15 protein-coding genes, 1 tRNA gene and 1 pseudogene are annotated in these 18,984 nt (G+C 70.5%); 12 read left to right on the top strand and 5 right to left on the bottom strand.

The features are described from left to right. The first annotated feature begins 19 nt into the window (after positions 1 to 19). The 9 genes from ACGFQC_RS04890 to ACGFQC_RS04850 all read left to right on the top strand — a co-directional run bounded on the left by ACGFQC_RS04890 (position 20) and on the right by ACGFQC_RS04850 (position 10,105). Positions 20 to 2,299, top strand: a complete 2,280-nt coding sequence (locus ACGFQC_RS04890; RefSeq protein WP_363087302.1) for an FdhF/YdeP family oxidoreductase — start codon at positions 20 to 22, stop codon at positions 2,297 to 2,299. A gap of 69 nt (positions 2,300 to 2,368) precedes the next feature. Continuing rightward, entirely contained in the window at positions 2,369 to 2,851 is a 483-nt protein-coding gene (locus ACGFQC_RS04885; RefSeq protein WP_363087301.1) for a hotdog fold thioesterase, read from the top strand. Between the two features lie 388 nt (positions 2,852 to 3,239). Further along, positions 3,240 to 3,488 (top strand): hypothetical protein, encoded by a 249-nt coding sequence (locus tag ACGFQC_RS04880; protein WP_363087300.1) that lies wholly within the window; start codon positions 3,240 to 3,242, stop codon positions 3,486 to 3,488. After that, complete coding sequence (locus tag ACGFQC_RS04875) at positions 3,485 to 4,102, top strand: Tat pathway signal sequence domain protein (protein ID WP_363087299.1); 618 nt, start codon at positions 3,485 to 3,487, stop codon at positions 4,100 to 4,102. The genes ACGFQC_RS04880 and ACGFQC_RS04875 overlap by 4 nt, the downstream gene beginning before the upstream one ends. A 288-nt stretch (positions 4,103 to 4,390) precedes the next feature. Next, positions 4,391 to 5,620, top strand: a complete 1,230-nt coding sequence (locus ACGFQC_RS04870; protein WP_363087298.1) for a branched-chain amino acid ABC transporter substrate-binding protein — start codon at positions 4,391 to 4,393, stop codon at positions 5,618 to 5,620. 108 nt (positions 5,621 to 5,728) lie between these two features. Continuing rightward, on the top strand, positions 5,729 to 6,661 hold the full coding sequence (locus ACGFQC_RS04865) for a branched-chain amino acid ABC transporter permease (RefSeq protein WP_363087297.1): 933 nt from the start codon (positions 5,729 to 5,731) through the stop codon (positions 6,659 to 6,661). Positions 6,662 to 6,666: 5 nt separating this feature from the next. Continuing rightward, entirely contained in the window at positions 6,667 to 8,490 is a 1,824-nt protein-coding gene (locus ACGFQC_RS04860) for a branched-chain amino acid ABC transporter permease (RefSeq protein WP_363087296.1), read from the top strand. Between the two features lie 5 nt (positions 8,491 to 8,495). Next, positions 8,496 to 9,392, top strand: a complete 897-nt coding sequence (locus tag ACGFQC_RS04855; protein ID WP_363087295.1) for an ABC transporter ATP-binding protein — start codon at positions 8,496 to 8,498, stop codon at positions 9,390 to 9,392. Further along, positions 9,389 to 10,105 carry an ABC transporter ATP-binding protein gene (locus tag ACGFQC_RS04850; protein ID WP_363087294.1) on the top strand — a complete coding sequence of 239 codons (717 nt, stop codon included), beginning with the start codon at positions 9,389 to 9,391 and terminating at the stop codon, positions 10,103 to 10,105. Before ACGFQC_RS04855 ends, ACGFQC_RS04850 begins: the two co-directional genes overlap by 4 nt. 95 nt (positions 10,106 to 10,200) lie before the next feature. Here ACGFQC_RS04850 and ACGFQC_RS04845 read toward each other — a convergent pair whose 3' ends face one another. Beyond that, positions 10,201 to 10,857, bottom strand: coding sequence for an ANTAR domain-containing response regulator (locus ACGFQC_RS04845; protein ID WP_086771301.1), 657 nt, complete (start codon positions 10,855 to 10,857; stop codon positions 10,201 to 10,203). Between the two features lie 94 nt (positions 10,858 to 10,951). Here ACGFQC_RS04845 and ACGFQC_RS04840 point away from each other — a divergent pair. Beyond that, a tRNA-Leu gene (locus ACGFQC_RS04840) sits at positions 10,952 to 11,035 on the top strand. A gap of 80 nt (positions 11,036 to 11,115) precedes the next feature. Next, complete coding sequence (locus tag ACGFQC_RS04835) at positions 11,116 to 11,904, top strand: helix-turn-helix domain-containing protein (RefSeq protein ID WP_363087293.1); 789 nt, start codon at positions 11,116 to 11,118, stop codon at positions 11,902 to 11,904. A gap of 12 nt (positions 11,905 to 11,916) precedes the next feature. Here ACGFQC_RS04835 and pyk read toward each other — a convergent pair whose 3' ends face one another. Together pyk and ACGFQC_RS04825 are read right to left on the bottom strand one after the other, a co-directional pair. Beyond that, positions 11,917 to 13,353 (bottom strand): pyruvate kinase, encoded by a 1,437-nt coding sequence (gene pyk, locus ACGFQC_RS04830; RefSeq protein WP_363087292.1) that lies wholly within the window; start codon positions 13,351 to 13,353, stop codon positions 11,917 to 11,919. Between the two features lie 158 nt (positions 13,354 to 13,511). Further along, positions 13,512 to 13,853 (bottom strand): annotated as a pseudogene (locus ACGFQC_RS04825) (SIMPL domain-containing protein); the annotation flags it as partial. Positions 13,854 to 14,118: 265 nt separating this feature from the next. Between ACGFQC_RS04825 and ACGFQC_RS04820 the strand changes: the two are divergent. Continuing rightward, positions 14,119 to 15,924 (top strand): 5'-nucleotidase C-terminal domain-containing protein, encoded by a 1,806-nt coding sequence (locus ACGFQC_RS04820; RefSeq protein WP_363087291.1) that lies wholly within the window; start codon positions 14,119 to 14,121, stop codon positions 15,922 to 15,924. 95 nt (positions 15,925 to 16,019) lie between these two features. Here ACGFQC_RS04820 and ACGFQC_RS04815 read toward each other — a convergent pair whose 3' ends face one another. Continuing rightward, the gene (locus ACGFQC_RS04815; RefSeq protein WP_363087290.1) at positions 16,020 to 17,438 is read right to left on the bottom strand and encodes a SidA/IucD/PvdA family monooxygenase; all 1,419 of its coding nucleotides are present in this window, start codon (positions 17,436 to 17,438) and stop codon (positions 16,020 to 16,022) included. Beyond that, positions 17,435 to 18,793, bottom strand: coding sequence for an aminotransferase class V-fold PLP-dependent enzyme (locus tag ACGFQC_RS04810; protein ID WP_363087289.1), 1,359 nt, complete (start codon positions 18,791 to 18,793; stop codon positions 17,435 to 17,437). The genes ACGFQC_RS04815 and ACGFQC_RS04810 overlap by 4 nt, the downstream gene beginning before the upstream one ends. Positions 18,794 to 18,984: the final 191 nt, after the last annotated feature.

Here is an 18,984-nt window from a genome sequence, read left to right as displayed (position 1 = left end):
TCAGTGAAGGAGCGCCGCGATGGCAACGAAGCCGCCCAAGGCCGACCCGGTCCAGGACGCGCCGCAGGTCGCCGAGCCGCAGCACGCGGCGGCGGGACTGCCGGCCATCGGTCACACCCTGCGGATCGCCCAGCAGCAGATGGGTGTGAGGCGGACCGCGCTGACCCTGCTGCGCGTCAACCAGAAGGACGGTTTCGACTGTCCGGGCTGCGCCTGGCCGGAACCGGACCACCGGCACGCGGCGGAGTTCTGCGAGAACGGCGCGAAGGCGGTCGCCGAGGAGGCCACCCTGCGCCGGGTCACCCCGGAGTTCTTCGCCGCGCACCCGGTCGCCGACCTGGCGGACCGGAGCGGCTACTGGCTGGGCCAGCAGGGCCGGCTCACGCACCCGATGTACCTGCCCGAGGGCGGCGAGCACTACGAGCCGGTCTCCTGGGAGCGCGCCTTCGACATCGTCGCCGAGGAGATGGCCGCCCTGGCCTCCCCCGACGAGGCCGTGTTCTACACCTCGGGGCGCACGAGCAACGAGGCCGCGTTCCTCTACCAGCTGTTCGCGCGCGAGTGGGGCACCAACAACCTTCCCGACTGCTCCAACATGTGCCACGAGTCGTCCGGTTCGGCCCTCGTGGAGACGATCGGCATCGGCAAGGGCAGCGTCCTGCTCGATGACCTGTACCAGGCCGACCTGATCATCGTCGCCGGTCAGAACCCGGGCACCAACCATCCGCGCATGCTCACCGCCCTGGAGAAGGCCAAGGCGGGCGGCGCGCGGATCATGAGCGTGAACCCGCTGCCCGAGGCCGGCCTGGAGCGCTTCAAGAACCCGCAGACCGCGCAGGGCATGCTCAAGGGCGCCGCCCTGACCGACCTCTTCCTCCAGATCCGCCTCGGCGGCGACCAGGCCCTGTTCCGTCTCCTCAACAAGCTGATCGTCGAGACCGAGGGCGCGGTCGACGAGCGTTTCGTCGCCGAGCACACCCACGGCTACGAGGAGTTCGCCGCGACCGCCCGCGACGCCGACTGGGACACGACGCTCGCCGCGACCGGGCTCACGCGCGCGGAGATCGAGGAGGCCCTGCGCATGGTGCTGGCCTCGGAGCGCGTCATCGTGTGCTGGGCGATGGGCCTCACCCAGCACAAGCACTCCGTGCCGACCATCCGCGAGGTGGTCAACTTCCTGCTGCTGCGCGGCAACATCGGCCGTCCGGGCGCGGGCGTCTGCCCGGTGCGCGGCCATTCGAACGTGCAGGGCGACCGCACCATGGGCATCTTCGAGCGCCCGGCCCCGGCCTTCCTGGACGCCCTGGAGCGGGAGTTCGGCTTCGCGCCGCCGCGCGAGCACGGCTTCGACGTCGTACGGGCCATCCGGGCACTGCGGGACGGCGAGGCGAAGGTCTTCTTCGCCATGGGCGGCAACTTCGTGTCCGCCTCCCCCGACACGGAGGTCACCGAGGCGGCGATGCGGCGGGCCCGGCTGACGGTGCACGTGTCGACGAAACTCAACCGCTCGCACGTCGTCACGGGCGCGCGTGCCCTGATCCTGCCGACGCTCGGCCGTACCGAGCGCGACGTGCAGGCCGGCGGCGAGCAGTTCGTGACCGTCGAGGACTCCATGGGCATGGTGCACGCCTCCCGCGGGCGGCTGGCGCCCGCGAGCGCGCGGCTGCTGTCCGAGCCGGCCATCGTGTGCCGGCTGGCGCGCCGGGTGCTGGGCGAGGACAGCCGGGTGCCGTGGGAGGAGTTCGAGAAGGACTACGCGACGATCCGGGACCGCATCGCGCGCGTGATCCCCGGTTTCGAGGACTTCAACGCGCGCGTCGCCCGCCCCGGCGGCTTCGCGCTGCCGCACGCCCCGCGCGACGAGCGCCGCTTCCCCACGGCCACCGGCAAGGCCAACTTCACGGCCGCCCCGGTGGAGTTCCCCGAGCTGCCCGTCGGCCGGCTCCTGCTGCAGACGCTGCGCTCGCACGACCAGTACAACACCACCGTCTACGGGCTCGACGACCGTTACCGGGGCATCACCAACGGCCGCCGGGTCGTCCTGGTCAACCCCGAGGACGTCCGCACGCTCGGCCTCGCCGACGGCTCCTACGTGGACCTGGTGAGCGAGTGGCGGGACGGGGTGGAGCGGCGGGCGCCCGGCTTCCGGGTGGTGTCCTACCCGACGGCGCGGGGCTGCGCGGCGGCGTACTACCCGGAGACCAACGTCCTGGTACCGCTGGACGCCACCGCGGACACCAGCAACACCCCGGCCAGCAAGTCCGTCGTGGTCCGTCTGGAACAATCGGCGACCGGCTGAGCGTTTGCTCAGCCGACACGGTCCCCGTACCGGTCACGACACGGGTCACGACGAACGGAGCAGGTCCAGATGGGCGAGCAGCAGCACGTGAAGTTCCCGCAGGAGGTCGTCGACGAGTACGCGGCGCTCGGCATCGACCTGGGCGCCCTCTTCTCCGCCGGGCACCTGGGCACCCGCATGGGCGTACAGATAGTCGAGGCGTCCGCCGAGCGGGTCGTCGGCACGATGCCGGTCGAGGGCAACACCCAGCCGTACGGACTGCTGCACGGCGGCGCCTCCGCGGTGCTGGCGGAGACCCTCGGTTCGGTCGGCGCCATGCTGCACGGCGGCAGCTCCAAGATCGCCGTCGGAGTCGACCTCAACTGCACCCACCACCGAGGCGCCCGCTCCGGCCTGGTCACCGGCGTGGCCACGCCCGTGCACCGGGGCCGGTCCACGGCGACGTACGAGATCGTGATCAGCGACGAGGCGGACAAGCGGGTGTGCACGGCGCGGCTGACGTGCCTGCTGCGGGATCTGGATCCCGGCGACGCCGCGCCCGCGGCCGGCTGACCGCACCGGCGCTCCTCGTCCCGGCCCTCCCGGCCCGTTGCCCGCCGCCGCCTCCGCGGCCTAGCGTCGGGGGATGGCAATGGGAGGGCCCCTCTGGCCGCGGGCGGTGCGACGGCCCGCAACGGCACGGCGGACGGAAGCGGCACGGCGAACCGGAACGGCGCGACGGCCCGCGACGGCACGACCGCCCGCGGCACGCCGGTCGGTGCCGACCCACCGGTCCGCGCCGGCACGGCGGTCGGGGACGCCCCGGCGAACCGCCGCGGCGCGAGGCCTCGGGACGGCTCTCGGAGCGGTCCTCGGCGCGGGCCTGCTGGCCACGGCCTGCGCCGGTCCCGGCGCCGCCGGGGCGCGGGGCACCCCGGCGCCTTCCGCGACTCCCCCCGAGGTGCTGTGCGCCCGGATCGTCGCCCACTGGTCGCGCGAGGTGCTGGACGGCGGCGGTTACGGGGACTACCAGTCGATGGGACTCTCAGGCGGCCAGTACGAGATCCTGCGGTCGGTCGTGGACGCCGCGCGGGCCGTGGAGAAGCGCGAAGGCGCCCGTGCCACACACGAGTTGATCGACCGTCAGTCGCGCGAGGGCTGTGTCGCCCGGTACCGCTCCGGCACTCCGGGCGGGGGTCCGTGGCGGTGAGCGGCGGGGTCGGCCCCGTCGAGCCGGGTGAGGGCACGCGCGTGTGGGAGGCCGGGGAGGTCCGGGGGTCGGGCGCTTCGCGCCTGCGGCCGGCCTTGCCCCTCGGGCGTCACCGCCGGGCCGCGCTCGGGGCGTTGACGGCCCTCGCCCTCCTGGCCGGTGCCGGTCTGCTCTGGGCGACCCGGCCGCAGGACCGCCAACGAGCCGTCCCGGCACCGCCGTTCCCGTCCCAGGTGGTGGACGTCGCGTATCTGGGGCCGCTCGCGGTGCCGCCGGGCACCCGGCCACGGACCTTCGCGCTGGAGGTGCTGCTCAGCGTGGAGTCGGGTCCGCCGGTCACGACGACGCGGCTGGCTCAGCCGTACGCGGGGATCTTCCTGACGTCGGCGCCGCGCCCACCTTTCCGCACGAAGGCGGGTTCCGCCCGCAAGATCGTCATCACGATGCATGTGACGGATTGCGAAAATGTGCCGACGGATGCCGGGCTGCCTTTCCTGGACGTAACTCTGCGTAATGCGCGCGCAATACAGGACCACAGTTTCATCCTCGGCTCCCGGTATGCGCAGGACCTCTCCCAGGCCCTACAAGTCGCCTGCAGCAACGAATCCGCGTAATCACCAAAACGCCTGAGACGCCTGAAACCATCGGGGCCCGTCCTGCGGATTCTCAGCATGCGGACAGGGCGAATCGGCCTGAATTCCACGGTTCCACCCTCCGAGTACCGCTCTGCATTACCTCGTGTCATAACAAGAGAGTCACAGCATGGGCCAGAGCCTCCTCCGCGTTACCTTCACCCGTTTAGAGTCACGGCCAGTCACCGCGCAGCTGGAATACCCCTTCGGCCCCAGCGCTCGACTCGGCCTCTTCCAGGGGGGAGGGCCGCCCAGGGAAAGGACTGGAACGTGCGTCAACGTTCGCTTATCGCCATCACCGCTGCGCTGTCCGCGGGAGCACTCACCCTCACCGCCTGCGGCTCGCGCGACAGCGACGACAAGGGCTCCGACAGCGGCGGCGGCACCACCGTCACCATCGGCGTCGACGCCCCGCTGACCGGCGACCTGTCCGCCATGGGCCTGGGCATCAAGAACTCGGCCGACCTCGCCGCCAAGACCGCGAACAAGAAGAAGTACGTCGACGGCGTCACCTTCAAGATCGAAGCCCTCGACGACCAGGCGCAGCCCTCGGCCGGGCAGCAGAACGCCACCAAGTTCGTCGCGGACAAGAACGTCCTCGGCGTGGTCGGCCCGCTGAACTCCTCCGTCGCCGAGTCGATGCAGAAGGTCTTCGACGACGCCAAGCTGGTCGAGGTCTCCCCGGCGAACACCGGCCCCAGCCTGACCCAGGGCGCGAACTGGCAGACCGAGAAGACCCGCCAGTACAAGTCGTACTTCCGCACCGCGACCACGGACGCCATCCAGGGCCCGTTCGCCGCGCAGTACGTCTTCAACGACGCCAAGAAGAAGAAGGTCTTCGTCATCGACGACAAGAAGACCTACGGCGCCGGCCTGGCCGCCACCTTCACCAAGGAGTTCAAGAAGCTCGGCGGCACGGTCGCGGGCACCGAACACATCAACCCGGACAGCAAGGACTTCTCGGCCATCGCCACGAAGGTCAAGAACTCCGGCGCCGACGTCGTCTACTACGGCGGCGAATACCCGCAGGCCGGCCCGCTCAGCAAGCAGATCAAGGAGGCCGGCGCCAAGATCCCGCTGATCGGCGGTGACGGGATCAAGGACGACAACTTCCTCAGCCTCGCCGGCGCCGGCGCCGACGGCGACCTGGCCACCTCCGTCGGTGCCCCGGTCGAGGAGCTGCCCTCCGCCAAGGAATTCGTGGCCAACTACAAGGCCGAGGGCTACAAGGAGGAGTACTCCGCCTACGGCGGCTACGCCTACGACTCGGCCTGGGCGATCATCGAGGCCGTGAAGAAGGTCGTCGACGACAACGACGGCAAGCTCCCGGACGACGCCCGCGCCAAGGTCACCGCGGCCATGCAGAACGTCTCCTTCGACGGTGTGACCGGCAAGGTCTCCTTCGACGAGTTCGGTGACGCCACCAACAAGCAGCTCACCGTGTACGCCGTCGAGAACGGTGCCTGGAAGTCGGTGAAGGCCGGTACCTACACCGGCTGACCCACCCGCACCACCGAGCCGCGCGGGGCGCTGTTCCACTGGCGCCCCGCGCGGACCCACATCCGGACACATCCGTCGAAACAATCCGAACGTCTCGGAGGACATGCGGTGAACGAACTGCCGCAGCAGCTGGTCAACGGCCTGCTACTGGGATCCATGTACGGGCTGGTCGCCATTGGCTACACGATGGTCTACGGCATCGTCCAGCTCATCAACTTCGCCCACGGCGAGATCTTCATGACGGGCGCCTTCGGGGCTCTCTCCGTCTACCTCTGGGTACTGCCCAACGGCACGACCATGTGGATAGCCCTGCCGCTCATGCTCATCGGCGCCATGCTGGTCGCCGCCCTCGTCGCCATCGGGGCGGAACGGTTCGCCTACCGCCCCCTGCGCGGCGCCCCCCGGCTCGCCCCCCTCATCACCGCCATCGGCCTCTCCCTGGGCCTGCAGCAGGCCGTCTGGGCCTGGTACCCGGAGGCGAAGTCCGCCCGCACCTTCCCGCAGATCGAGGGCGGCCCCTTCCACCTCGGCGACATCACCATCCAGACCGGTGACGTCTTCCTCCTCGCCGCCGCCCCCATCAGCATGGCCGTCCTCGCCTACTTCGTCATGAAGACCCGCACCGGACGCGGCATGCAGGCCACCGCGCAGGACCCGGACACCGCCAAGCTCATGGGCGTCAACACCGACCGCATCATCGTGATCGCCTTCGCCCTCGGCGCGATCTTCGCCGCCGTCGGCGGCGTCGCCTACGGCCTGAAGTACGGCCAGATCGACTACCGCATGGGCTTCATCCTCGGCCTCAAGGCCTTCACCGCGGCGGTCCTCGGCGGCATCGGCAACATCTACGGCGCCATGATCGGCGGCGTCGTCCTCGGCATCGCCGAAACCCTGGCCACCGCCTACATCGCCGACATCCCCGGCATGGACCAGTTCGGCAGCCAGTCCTGGGCCGACGTCTGGGCCTTCGTACTTCTCATCCTCGTACTGCTGTTCAGGCCCCAGGGCCTGCTCGGCGAGCGCGTCGCGGACAGGGCGTGACACCGATGACCACACAGACCACCGCACCCGGCACCCCCAGCACCCCCGCCGCACCGGCCACCGGCCTCATCGGCATCCCGGAGCACCTCGGCCGCGCCCTCGCCACCGGCGGCGGCGCCCTCACCGTCGTCTCCACCTTCCTCGCCTGGACCTGGACGGCCGCCTTCCCCGGCGACCTCACCGTCTACGGCTACCCCGGCGGACTCCAGGTCCTCGCCCTCATCGGCGGCGCCCTCACCACCCTCCTCGGCCTGTCCTCCTACGGCGTCAAGGGCCTCCGCTGGCTCACCCCCGCCGGCGCCGACGGCGCGATCAAGTTCGCCGCCCTCGCCGCCTTCGCCACCGTCTGGTACACGGTCATCGCGATCACCGTCGACCTCGGCGGCATCGTCAACCTCGAACCCGGCGGCTTCGTCGCCGCCCTCGCCACCCTGGTCGCCCTCCTCGGCGCCCTGGCCCTCCCCTTCGAGCGGCCCGAGCCCGAACCCCACGACCCGGACGACACCGGCTGGGAACTGTTCCGCCACCGCCTGCGCGGCGGCCGGGACATCACCAAGGCCGCCTTCGCCGGCGGCACCCCCCGCCCCGTCGGCACCCTGCCCTCCTACGCCGAGATCCTCATCATCGTCGCCGTCCTCGGCCTCGGCCTCACCGTCTTCACCTACGGCATCGGCACCGAGTACGACGAACTCTTCATCGGCTTCCTCATCACCGCCGCCTTCGGCTTCGCCGCACTCAACAAGGCCGGACTGGTCAACCAGGCCTCCCAGATCACCGCCCGGCACCAGAACATCACCATCTGCGGCGCCTTCGTCGCCGCCGCGATGTTCCCCTTCACCCAGACCGACGACCAGTACGCCACCGTCGGCGTCTACATCCTGATCTTCGGCACCGTCGCCCTCGGCCTCAACATCGTCGTCGGCCTCGCCGGCCTCCTCGACCTCGGATACGTCGCCTTCCTCGGCGTCGGCGCCTACGCCGCCGCCATGGTCTCCGGCTCCCCCAGCTCCCCCTTCGACGTGCACTTCCCGTTCTGGGCCGCCGTCCTGGTCGGCGCCGCCGCCTCACTCGTCTTCGGCGTCCTCATCGGCGCCCCGACCCTGCGACTGCGCGGCGACTACCTCGCCATCGTCACCCTCGGCTTCGGCGAGATCTTCCGCATCACCGCCAACAACCTCGACGGCACCTCCGGCCCTGACGTCACCAACGGCTCCAACGGCATCTCCTCCATCCCGAACCTCAACATCCTCGGGTTCGACTTCGGAACCGAGCACACCATCGCCGGATTCACCATCGGCCGCTTCGCCAACTACTTCTTCCTCATGCTCATCATCACGGCGATCGTCGTCCTGGTCTTCCGCCGCAGCGGCGACTCCCGCATCGGACGCGCCTGGGTCGCCATCCGCGAGGACGAGACCGCCGCACTCGCCATGGGCATCAACGGCTTCCGCGTCAAGCTCATCGCCTTCGCCGTCGGCGCCTCCCTCGCCGGCCTCGCCGGCACCGTCCAGGCCCACGTCACCTACACCGTGACCCCCGAGCAGTACCTCTTCGCCGGCCCCATCCCGCCCAACTCCGCCTTCCTCCTCGCCGCCGTCGTCCTCGGCGGCATGGGCACCATCAGCGGACCCCTCATCGGCGCGGCACTGCTCTTCCTCATCCCCAACAAGCTCCAGTTCCTCGGCGACTACCAGCTCTTCGCCTTCGGCCTCGCACTCATCCTCCTGATGCGCTTCCGCCCGGAAGGCCTCATCCCCAACCGGCGACGTCAGCTCGAGTTCCACGAGGACGCGGAAGCTCCCACCGTCCTGACGAAGGCAGGGGCCTGACCACCATGACCACCGACACCACCACCACGGTCGCCCCCACCGGCGAAAGGGTCCTCGACGCCCGCGGCGTCACCATGCGCTTCGGCGGCCTCACCGCCGTCCGCGACGTCGACCTGCACGTCAACGCCGGAGAGATCGTCGGCCTCATCGGCCCCAACGGCGCCGGCAAGACCACCTTCTTCAACTGCCTCACCGGCCTCTACATCCCCACCGAGGGCGAAGTCCGCTACAAGGGCACCGTCCTGCCGCCCAAGTCCTTCAAGGTCACGGCCGCCGGCATCGCCCGCACCTTCCAGAACATCCGCCTGTTCGCCAACATGACGGTCCTGGAGAACGTGCTCGTCGGCCGCCACACCCGCACCAAGGAAGGCTTCTGGTCCGCCGTCCTGCGCCTCCCCGGCTTCCACAAGGCCGAGGCCACCTCCCGCGCACGCGCCATGGAACTCCTCGAGTTCGTGGGCCTGGACAAGAAGGCCGACCACCTCGCACGCAACCTGCCCTACGGCGAACAGCGCAAGCTGGAGATCGCCCGGGCCCTCGCCAGCGAACCCGGCCTGCTCCTCCTCGACGAGCCCACCGCCGGCATGAACCCCCAGGAGACGCGAGCCACCGAGGAACTGGTCTTCGCCATCCGCGACCAGGGCATCGCCGTCCTCGTCATCGAGCACGACATGCGCTTCATCTTCAACCTCTGCGACCGCGTCGCCGTCCTCGTCCAGGGCGAAAAACTCGTCGAAGGCGACAGCGCCACCGTGCAGGGCGACGAACGCGTCGTCGCCGCCTACCTCGGCGAACCCTACGAGGACGCCCCCGGCGCCGAGGAGATCGCCGAAGTCGAGGCCGCCGAAGCGCACGCCGAGACCACGACGGACGCCGCGCCCGCCAAGGAGAACGACCGATGACCGCACTGCTCGAAGTCGAGGACCTCCGGGTCGCCTACGGCAAGATCGAGGCCGTCAAGGGCATCTCGTTCAAGGTCGAGGCCGGCGAGGTCGTCACCCTGATCGGCACCAACGGCGCCGGCAAGACCACCACCCTGCGCACCCTGTCCGGGCTCCTCAAGCCGGTCGGCGGCCAGATCAAATTCAACGGCAGGTCGCTGAAGAAGACCCCCGCCCACGACATCGTCTCGCTGGGGCTCGCCCACTCCCCCGAGGGCCGGCACATCTTCCCCCGCATGACCATCGAGGACAACCTCCGCCTCGGCGCCTTCCTCCGCAACGACAAAGCGGGCATCGAGAAGGACATCCAGCGCGCCTACGACCTCTTCCCCATCCTGGGAGAGCGCCGCAAGCAGGCCGCCGGCACCCTCTCCGGCGGAGAGCAGCAGATGCTCGCCATGGGCCGCGCCCTCATGTCCCAGCCGAAGCTGCTCATGCTGGACGAACCCTCCATGGGCCTGTCCCCGATCATGATGCAGAAGATCATGGCGACCATCGCGGAACTGAAGTCCCAGGGCATGACCATCCTGCTCATCGAACAGAACGCCCAGGCCGCGCTCTCGCTCGCCGACCACGGCCACGTCATGGAGATCGGCAAGATCGTGCTCTCCGGCACGGGCCGCGACCTCCTGCACGACGAGTCCGTCCGCAAGGCGTACCTCGGCGAGGACTGAGCCGACCCCGCACACGAAGAGGCCCGCACCCCCGGTCGAACCGGGGGCGCGGGCCTCTTCGTGTGCGGCGACTTCGTCCGCGCGGCGGCAACGCCTCAGCCCTTGGACGCCTTCTTCTCGTCGGCGTCCTGGATGACCGCCTCCGCCACCTGCTGCATCGACATCCGCCGGTCCATCGACGTCTTCTGGATCCACCGGAACGCCGCCGGCTCCGTCAGCCCGTACTCCGTCTGCAGGATCGACTTCGCCCGATCGACCAGCTTGCGGGTCTCCAACCGCAGCGTCAGATCCGCGACCTCGTTCTCCAGCTCACGCAACTCCGTGAACCGCGAGACGGCCATCTCGATCGCCGGAACCACGTCGCTCTTGCTGAACGGCTTCACCAGGTACGCCATCGCCCCCGCGTCACGCGCCCGCTCGACGAGGTCGCGCTGCGAGAACGCGGTCAGCATCAGCACCGGCGCGATGCGCTCCTCGGCGATCTTCTCCGCGGCGGAGATGCCGTCCAGCTTGGGCATCTTCACGTCGAGGATGACCAGGTCCGGCTTGTGCTCACGAGCGAGCTCGACGGCCTGCTCGCCGTCACCGGCCTCGCCGACGACGGTGTAGCCCTCCTCCTCCAGCATCTCTTTGAGGTCGAGGCGGATCAGCGCCTCGTCCTCGGCGATGACGACACGGGTCGTCAGCGGAGGCACGTGCGACTTGTCGTCGTCGGGCGCGTCTACGGGCTGGGGCGACTCGGGGGCGGTCACGGGGGCTCCTTGTTCAGGCAGGGGCACTGCTGACAAGAGCCTACCTAGCTGCGGCTCGACGCGGTCACCCGGTACACTCCTCTCTGGCTGGCTGGCCGGGTTGGCGCAACTGGCTGACGCGGAGGTCTCAAACACCTCTGTCCGAAAGGACATGTGGGTTCGAATCCCATACCCGGCACCGATAAGCGGAGGATCACGTTCGCGTGATCTTCCGTTTTTTGCTGCTCACGGTAACAGTGGGTCACGCACCGTATCCACATGAACTTCCACAGCATCGAGATTCGGCAGACGGCCGTCACATTGCTGCGCAACGGCACCCGGAACGCTGACGTGGCTCGTCAGCTCAACATCCCTCTGGGCACAATCAGCTATTGGAAGCACCTGGACCGCGCCAAACGCGGCGAATGTCCTGGCTCGCACGACCCGAGGTGCCCCCGGTGCGACGGTCGGGAGCTGGACGAGACGGCATACGGCTACCTCTTGGGGCTCTATCTCGGCGACGGCCACATCAGCCACTACTCAGAGCACCGCGTGCCCAACCTCATGATCACCTGCGCCGAATCATGGCCCGGCCTCATGGATGAATGCGAGCAGGCCATACGCGCAGTCTTCCCCGACAACTCCGTCTGCCGGGTTCGCAGGACAGGCTGCCGCAACGTGAAGGTCTACTCGAAGCACCTGCACTGCCTCTTCCCCCAGCACGGCCCGGGCAAGAAGCACGAGCGTCGCATCTCTCTCACCCCCTGGCAGCAGGCCATCGTCGATGCGCACCCTTGGGGGTTCATCCGCGGTCTCATCCACTCCGACGGATGTCGCATCACCAACTGGACCGAGAAGATCGTCGGAGGCAAGATCAAGCGCTACGAATATCCCCGTTACTTCTTCGCCAACAAGTCGGACGACATCCGGAAGCTCTTCGCTGACACCCTCGACAAGGTCGGCGTCGAGTGGACCACTCTTGCTCGCGGCAGCGATCCGTTCAACATCTCCGTCGCCCGCAAAGCCTCCGTCGCCCTCATGGACGCCCACGTGGGCCCCAAGTACTGACCCGACCGCCCCCTACTTGGGCCTGTCGTCCTCCCCCACGTGGTGGACGCGGACCAGGTTCGTCGAGCCGGACACCCCCGGAGGCGAACCCGCCGTGATCACCACCACGTCGCCCTTCTCGCAGCGGCCGAGGCGCAGCAGCAGTTCGTCGACCTGGTCGACCATCGCGTCCGTGGAGCCGACGGGCGGGACGAGGAAGGTTTCGACGCCCCACGTCAGGTTCAGCTGGGAGCGGGTGGCCGGTTCCGGGGTGAAGGCGAGGAGGGGGATCGGGGAGCGGTAGCGGGAGAGGCGGCGGGCGGTGTCGCCGGTCTGGGTGAAGGCGATCAGGAACTTGGCGTCGAGGAAGTCGCCGATCTCGGCGGCGGCTCTGGCGACGGCGCCGCCCTGGGTGCGGGGTTTGTTGCGTTCGGTGAGGGGTGGGAGGCCGGCTGCGAGGATGTCCTCCTCGGCGGCTTCGAGGATCTTGGCCATGGTGCGGACGGTCTGTACGGGGTATTTGCCGACGCTGGTCTCGCCGGAGAGCATGACGGCGTCGGTGCCGTCGATGACGGCGTTGGCGACGTCGGAGGCCTCGGCGCGGGTGGGGCGGGAGTTGTCGATCATGGAGTCGAGCATCTGGGTGGCGACGACGACCGGTTTGGCGTTGCGCCGGGCGAGTTTGACGGCGCGCTTCTGGACAATGGGGACCTGTTCGAGGGGCATCTCGACGCCGAGGTCGCCGCGGGCGACCATGATGCCGTCGAAGGCGGCGACGATGTCGTCGATGTTCTCGACGGCCTGGGGTTTCTCGATCTTGGCGATGACGGGGAGGCGGCGGCCTTCCTCGTCCATGATGCGGTGGACGTCGAGGATGTCGCGGCCGCTGCGGACGAAGGAGAGGGCGATGGCGTCGAGGCCGGTGCGCAGGGCCCAGCGGAGGTCTTCTTCGTCCTTCTTGGACAGGGCGGGGACGGAGACGGCGACGCCGGGCAGGTTGAGGCCCTTGTGGTCGGAGACGATGCCGCCTTCGACGACGCGGGTGCGGATGCGGGGGCCGTCGATCTCGGTGACTTCCAGGCAGACCTTGCCGTCGTCGACGAGGATGCGTTCGCCGGGCGAGACGTCGTCGGCGAGGCCGGCGTAGGTGGTTCCGCAGGTGTGACGATCGCCTGCCACGCCTTCTTCGACGGTGACGGTGAAGGTGTCGCCGCGTTCGAGGAGGACGGGTCCTTCGGTGAAGTGGCCGAGGCGGATCTTGGGGCCCTGGAGGTCGGCGAGGGTGCCGACGCTGTGGCCGGTCTCGTCGGAGGCCTTGCGGACGTGGTGGTAGCGCTCCTCGTGCTCGGCGTGGTCGCCGTGGCTGAGGTTGAGGCGGGCGACGTCCATTCCGGCTTCGACCAGGGATTTGATCCGGTCGTAGGAGTCGGTGGCGGGGCCCAGGGTGCAGACGATTTTCGCTCGGCGCATGAGTCGAGCCTAAGTCTTACCCGGCGGTAGCGAATTCGCAGGACATGGCCTCTCAACAACCTTTGCGTGAAGGGCTGTTGACGGGCGCGGCATTGTGCGCCCGACCGCTCCGATGAGCATCCGCACGGGGGCCCGGATTCCTCGATCGGGTGAATTCGCAGGTGCGGAGGGAGCATGGTGAATTGTGCTCTGACCTCGGCGCGCACCCGTATCCGTTCCGGTTCGAGGTCGAGGGGTTCGGGTGGCGCGTCTTCTGGGGTGGGGGTCCTGCGGAGGGTCCGGTGTTCGAGGGCGCCCTGTCGGCGTCTGCCCGTCGCTTCGTCGCCGGGGTCGGCCGGCTCGATCAGGGCGGCCGCGGAGGTGCCCAGTGCCTCGGCGTACTCGGTCGCGCGCCGTGCGGCGTCCCGTTCCGCTTGCCGGCGGGTTTCGCGGTGGACCGGTGAGTCGGGGCGCAGTTTCCACCGGGGGCCGTCGGTGCGGGTGAGGGGGAGGTCGGTCAGGGGCTGTCCGGCGGATCGGGTCAGAGGAGACCGAGGGGCGTCGGGGGTGCCGTGGGCGGTGGGGGTGGCCATACGCCCCGCTCTGGCAGGCCTTGCCTGGTTGTGGGGCGGCTCCCGGGTGGCTGCGGTCATCAGATCGAAACCTGTGGGGTCTGTTGTCGTTTGCCATGGCCGGGTCAGAATCTACGCGCGTCCGGCTGTGCGTGTCCCTTGTCCACGCGCATCTGTCTACGCGCGTCATTGGTCGTTGTCCGAGGAGCACAGCATGCCGTTGAACCGCCGGAAGTTCCTGAAGAAGTCCGCCGTGACCGGGGCGGGGGTGGCGGTCGCGGGCGCGGTCGCGGCACCGGCGGCGCGGGCGGCGGAGCCCCGGAAGCCGGCCAGGCCGGCCAAGCGGTACGCGCTGACCGTGCTGGGCACGACGGACCTGCACGGGCACGTCTTCAACTGGGACTACTTCAAGGACGCGGAGTACTCCGACGCCAAGGGCAACGCGCAGGGCCTGGCGCGGGTCTCGACCCTGGTGAACAAGATTCGCGAGGAGCGGGGCCGGGAGAACACGCTGCTCCTGGACGCGGGCGACACGATCCAGGGCACACCGCTGACGTACTACTACGCCAAGGTGGACCCGATCACCGCCGAGGGCGGTCCGGTGCACCCGATGGCGCAGGCGATGAACGCGATCGGGTACGACGCGGTGGCGCTCGGCAACCACGAGTTCAACTACGGCATCGAGACGCTCCGCAGGTTCGAGGAGCAGTGCGACTTCCCGCTGCTCGGGGCGAACGCGCTGGACGCGAGGACGCTGAAGCCGGCGTTCCCGCCCTACTTCATGAAGACGTTCCGCGTGAAGGGCGCGCCGCCGGTGAAGGTGGCGGTGCTGGGCCTGACCAACCCGGGCATCGCGATCTGGGACAAGGCGTACGTGCAGGGGAAGCTGACCTTCCCGGGTCTGGAGGAGCAGGCGGCGAAGTGGGTGCCGAAGCTGCGGTCGATGGGTGCGGACGTCGTCGTGGTGTCGGCGCACTCGGGTTCCTCGGGCACGTCGTCGTACGGTGACCAGCTGCCGTACGTGGAGAACTCGGCGGCGCTGGTGGCGCAGCGGGTGCCGGGGATCGACGCGATCCTGGTGGGGCACGCGCACGTGGAGATCCCGGAGCTGAAGGTCGTCAACGAGGAGACGGGGAAGACGGTCGTGCTGTCGGAGCCGCTGGCCTACGCGGAGCGGCTGTCGCTGTTCGACGTCGAGCTGGTCTTCGCCCGGGGCCGCTGGGGTGTGGAGTCGGTGGCGGCGTCGGTGCTGAACTCCAACACGGTCGCCGACGACCCGAGGATCACCAGGCTGCTGTCGGACGAGCACGCCAAGGTCGTCGCGTACGTCAACCAGGTCGTCGGCACGGCGACGGACACGCTGACCACGGTCGAGGCGCGTTACAAGGACGCCCCGATCATCGACCTGATCACCAAGGTCCAGGAGGACGTGGTGAAGGCGGCCCTGGCGGGCACGTCGTACGCGTCCCTGCCGGTGATCGCGCAGGCGTCGCCGTTCTCGCGGACCTCGGAGATCCCGGCCGGCGAGGTGACGATCCGGGACCTGTCGAGCCTGTACGTGTACGACAACACGCTGGTCGCGAAGCTGATGACGGGCGCCCAGGTGCGGGCGTACCTGGAGTACTCGGCGGAGTACTTCGTGCGGACGGCGGCGGACGCGGCCGTGGACGTGGCGAAGCTGACGAACGCCGGTGGCCGTCCGGACTACAACTACGACTACGTGTCGGGGCTGTCGTACGACATCGACGTCGCGCAGCCGGCGGGGTCGCGGATCAGGAACCTGACGTACGGCGGGGCGGCGTGGGACGACGCCCGGCAGTTCGTGCTGGCGGTGAACAACTACCGGGCCAACGGCGGTGGTGCGTTCCCGCACGTGGCGTCGGCGCGGGAGCTGTGGGCGGAGTCGACGGAGATCCGGACGCGGATCGCGGAGTGGGTGACGGCGAAGGGTGTGCTGGACCCGAAGGACTTCGCGTCGGTGGACTGGAGGCTGACGCGCGACGGTACGCCCGTGTTCTAGCAGTCGGGCGGACGGCCGTCGGGGTGTGAGGGACGGTGGAGTGCGAGGGACGGTGGGGGCCGGGCTCCCGCCGTCCCTTCGTCGTGGTCGGCGGGTCACCGGCCTTCGGGGAGCGGGGTGGGGGTGGCCGGCTGCCGGACCGGCGGGACGGGGGGCCGGGGGTCGAGGCCGAAGGTGGTGAAGGCGGTGCGGCGCGGGAGGGGGTAGGTCTCCTTGCCGGTGAGGGTGTTGAGGACGGTGGCGCTGCGCCAGGCGGTGAGGCCGAGGTCGGGGGCGCCGACGCCGTGCGTGTGGCGTTCGGCGTTCTGTACGTAGACGTGGCAGCCGGAGCCGGTCACGGACGGGTCGAGGGCGAGGCGGAAGTGCTCGTCGATGCGGGGGCGTCCGGCGGCGTCGCGGCGGAGGTGGGGGTCGAGTCCGGCGAGGAGGTGGTCCAGGGGGCGTTCGCGGTGGCCGGTGGCGAGGACGACGGCGTCGGTGGTGAGCCGGCTGCGGGTGTTCTGGCGGACGTGTTCGAGGTGGAGTTCGATCTGGGTGGTGGCGAGGCGGACGGCGGTGCGGACGCGGACGCCGGGGGTGAGGACGGCGTCGGGCCAGCCGCCGTGGAGGGTGCGGCGGTACAGCTCCTCGTGGATGGCGGCGAGGGTGTCGGCGTCGATGCCCTTGTGGAGTTGCCACTGGGCGTCGACGAGGTGGTCGCGGGCCGGTTCGGGCAGGGCGTGGAAGTAGCGGGTGTGGTCGGGGGTGAAGTGTTCGAGGCCGAGTTTGGAGTACTCCATGGGGGCGAAGGCCTCGGTGCGGCCGATCCAGTGCAGGCGTTCGCGGCCCGTGGGGCGGTGGCGCAGGAGGTCGAGGAAGACCTCCGCGCCGGACTGGCCGGAGCCGACGACGGTGACGTGGCCGGCGGCGAGGAGTTCGGTCCGGTGGTCGAGGTAGTCGGCGGTGTGCAGGACGGGGACGCCGGGGGTGTCGGTGAGGGGGCGCAGGGCGTCGGGGACGTGGGGCTCGGTGCCGACGCCGACGACGACGTTCCTGGTGTGGGTGCGGCCGGCGGCCTCGGCTTCGCCGTCGGGGCCGAGCCGGGTGAGGTCGACCTCGAACAGGTCGCGTTCGGGGTTCCAGCGGACGGCGTCGACGCGGTGGCCGAAGTGCAGTGCGGGGAGGCCGTCGGCGACCCAGCGGCAGTAGGCGTCGTACTCGGCGCGGTGGATGTGGAAGCGCTCGGCGAAGTAGAAGGGGAAGAGGCGCTCGCGGGTCTTCAGGTAGCTGAGGAAGGTCCAGGGGCTGGCGGGGTCGGCGAGGGTGACGAGGTCGGCGAGGAAGGGCACCTGGAGGCGGGCGCCGTCGATGAGGAGGCCGGGGTGCCAGGCGAAGGTGGGGCGCTGTTCGTAGAAGACGGCGTCGAGTTCGGCGAGGGGCTGGGCGAGGGCGGCGAGGGAGAGGTTGGCGGGGCCGATGCCGATGCCGACGAGGTCGCGGGGGGCGGCGGGGGCCGGGTGGGCCGGGGTGTTCATGCGGGGGTGTTTCCTTCCACCAGTTCCAGGAGGGCGGCCAGGTCGTCGGGCCGGGTGTGGGGGTTGAGGAGGGTGGTCTTGAGCCAGAGCCGGCCGTCGAGGCGGGCCCGGCCGAGGACGGCGCGGCCTTCGGTGAGCAGCCGCCGCCGGGTGCGGGCCACGGTCTCGTCGTCGGCTGCGGCGGGGCGGAAGAGGACGGTGCTGAGGGTGGGGGTGTCGTACAGCTCGAGGGCGGGGTCGGCGGCGATCAGGGCGGCGAGGTCCTGGGCGCGGGCGCAGACCTCGTCGACGAGGGCGCCGAGGCCGGTGCGGCCGAGGGTGGCGAGGGTGACGGCGGTCTTGAGGATGTCGGGGCGGCGGGTGGTGCGCAGCGAGCGGCCGAGGAGGTCGGGGAGGCCGGCGTCGGTGTCGTCGTCGGCGTTGAGGTAGTCGGCGCGCTGGTTCAGGGCGGTGAGGTCGTCGGGGTCGCGGACGGCGAGGAGTCCGGCGGCGGCCGGCTGCCAGCCGAGTTTGTGCAGGTCGAGGGTGGCGGTGTGGGCGGCGTCGAGGCCGGTGAGGCGGGCGCGGTGGCGGTCGCTGAACAGCAGGCCGCCCCCGTAGGCGGCGTCGATGTGCAGGCGGGCGCCGTGGGCGGAGCAGAGGGCGGCGATGTCGGGGAGGGGGTCGATGAGCCCGGCGTCGGTGGTGCCGGCGGTGGCCGCGACGAGCAGGGGGCCGGGCAGGCGGGTGAGGGCCTCGTCGAGGGCGACGGGGTCGAGGGTGCCGGCCGGGGCGGGGACGACGACCGGCTCGGGCAGGCCGAGGAGCCAGGTGGCGCGGGGCAGCGAGTGGTGGGCGTTGGCGCCGCACACGAGGCGGAGGCCGGCGCCGAGGCGCTCGCGGGCCAGGAGCAGGGCGAGGTGGTTGGACTCGGTGCCGCCGGTGGTGACGAGGGCGTCGGCCAGGCCTGTCTCGGCCGCGAGCGCGCGGGTGACGAGTGCCTCCAGCTCCGAGGCGGCCGGGGCCTGGTCCCAGGAGTCCAGGGAGGGGTTGAGGACGGAGGCGGCGAGGTCGGCGGCGGCCGCGACGGCGAGGGGCGGGCAGTGCAGGTGTGCGGCGCACAGCGGGTGGGCGGGGTCGGCGGAGCCCTCGGTCAGGACGCGGACCAGGGTGTGCAGGGCGGCCGGGTCGCCCCGCTGCGGGAGGATCTCGCCGGCCGCCGCGCGTACCCGGGCGGCCACCGCGGTGGGGCCGCCCGCGGGCAGGGGCCCGCCGCGGGCGCGGGCGCCGGCGTCCAGCGCGTCGAGGACGGTGGCGAGCAACGGCCGCAGCGCGGCGGGGCCTTCGGGGCCTGAGGCGAGGGGCGGGGTGCGCATGGGCTCCTCCGGGGGCGGGGAGTCCCATTTTGTCGGTGGTTGTGGTGACGTGCCCTGCCCGTACGGGTTTTGGACCCGAAAGCAGGAGGCGCCACGGGGTGCCGTGCGGGTGGGAGCCGGTGGCTGGGGGCCGGGGGCCGCCGCCCCTGGCCCCCGTTCCGGTCCGGAGTCCCGTCCCGCAGACGCCCGGT

This window comes from Streptomyces sp. NPDC048734 (assembly GCF_043198675.1).
Classification (GTDB): domain Bacteria; phylum Actinomycetota; class Actinomycetes; order Streptomycetales; family Streptomycetaceae; genus Streptomyces.
The sequence above is the reverse complement of the archived record's forward strand: the minus strand, read 5'-3'. Positions and strand labels throughout refer to the sequence as shown.

Excerpts from the sequence above, each read along its gene's own strand:
- pyk (WP_363087292.1), bottom strand. The coding sequence starts at position 13,353 with ATGCGCCGAGCGAAAATCGTCTGCACCCTGGGCCCCGCCACCGACTCC.
- ACGFQC_RS04890 (WP_363087302.1), top strand. The coding sequence starts at position 20 with ATGGCAACGAAGCCGCCCAAGGCCGACCCGGTCCAGGACGCGCCGCAG.
- ACGFQC_RS04820 (WP_363087291.1), top strand. The coding sequence starts at position 14,119 with ATGCCGTTGAACCGCCGGAAGTTCCTGAAGAAGTCCGCCGTGACCGGG.
- ACGFQC_RS04855 (WP_363087295.1), top strand. The coding sequence starts at position 8,496 with ATGACCACCGACACCACCACCACGGTCGCCCCCACCGGCGAAAGGGTC.
- ACGFQC_RS04860 (WP_363087296.1), top strand. The coding sequence starts at position 6,667 with ATGACCACACAGACCACCGCACCCGGCACCCCCAGCACCCCCGCCGCA.
- ACGFQC_RS04810 (WP_363087289.1), bottom strand. The coding sequence starts at position 18,793 with ATGCGCACCCCGCCCCTCGCCTCAGGCCCCGAAGGCCCCGCCGCGCTG.
- ACGFQC_RS04850 (WP_363087294.1), top strand. The coding sequence starts at position 9,389 with ATGACCGCACTGCTCGAAGTCGAGGACCTCCGGGTCGCCTACGGCAAG.
- ACGFQC_RS04835 (WP_363087293.1), top strand. The coding sequence starts at position 11,116 with ATGAACTTCCACAGCATCGAGATTCGGCAGACGGCCGTCACATTGCTG.
- ACGFQC_RS04885 (WP_363087301.1), top strand. The coding sequence starts at position 2,369 with ATGGGCGAGCAGCAGCACGTGAAGTTCCCGCAGGAGGTCGTCGACGAG.
- ACGFQC_RS04815 (WP_363087290.1), bottom strand. The coding sequence starts at position 17,438 with ATGAACACCCCGGCCCACCCGGCCCCCGCCGCCCCCCGCGACCTCGTC.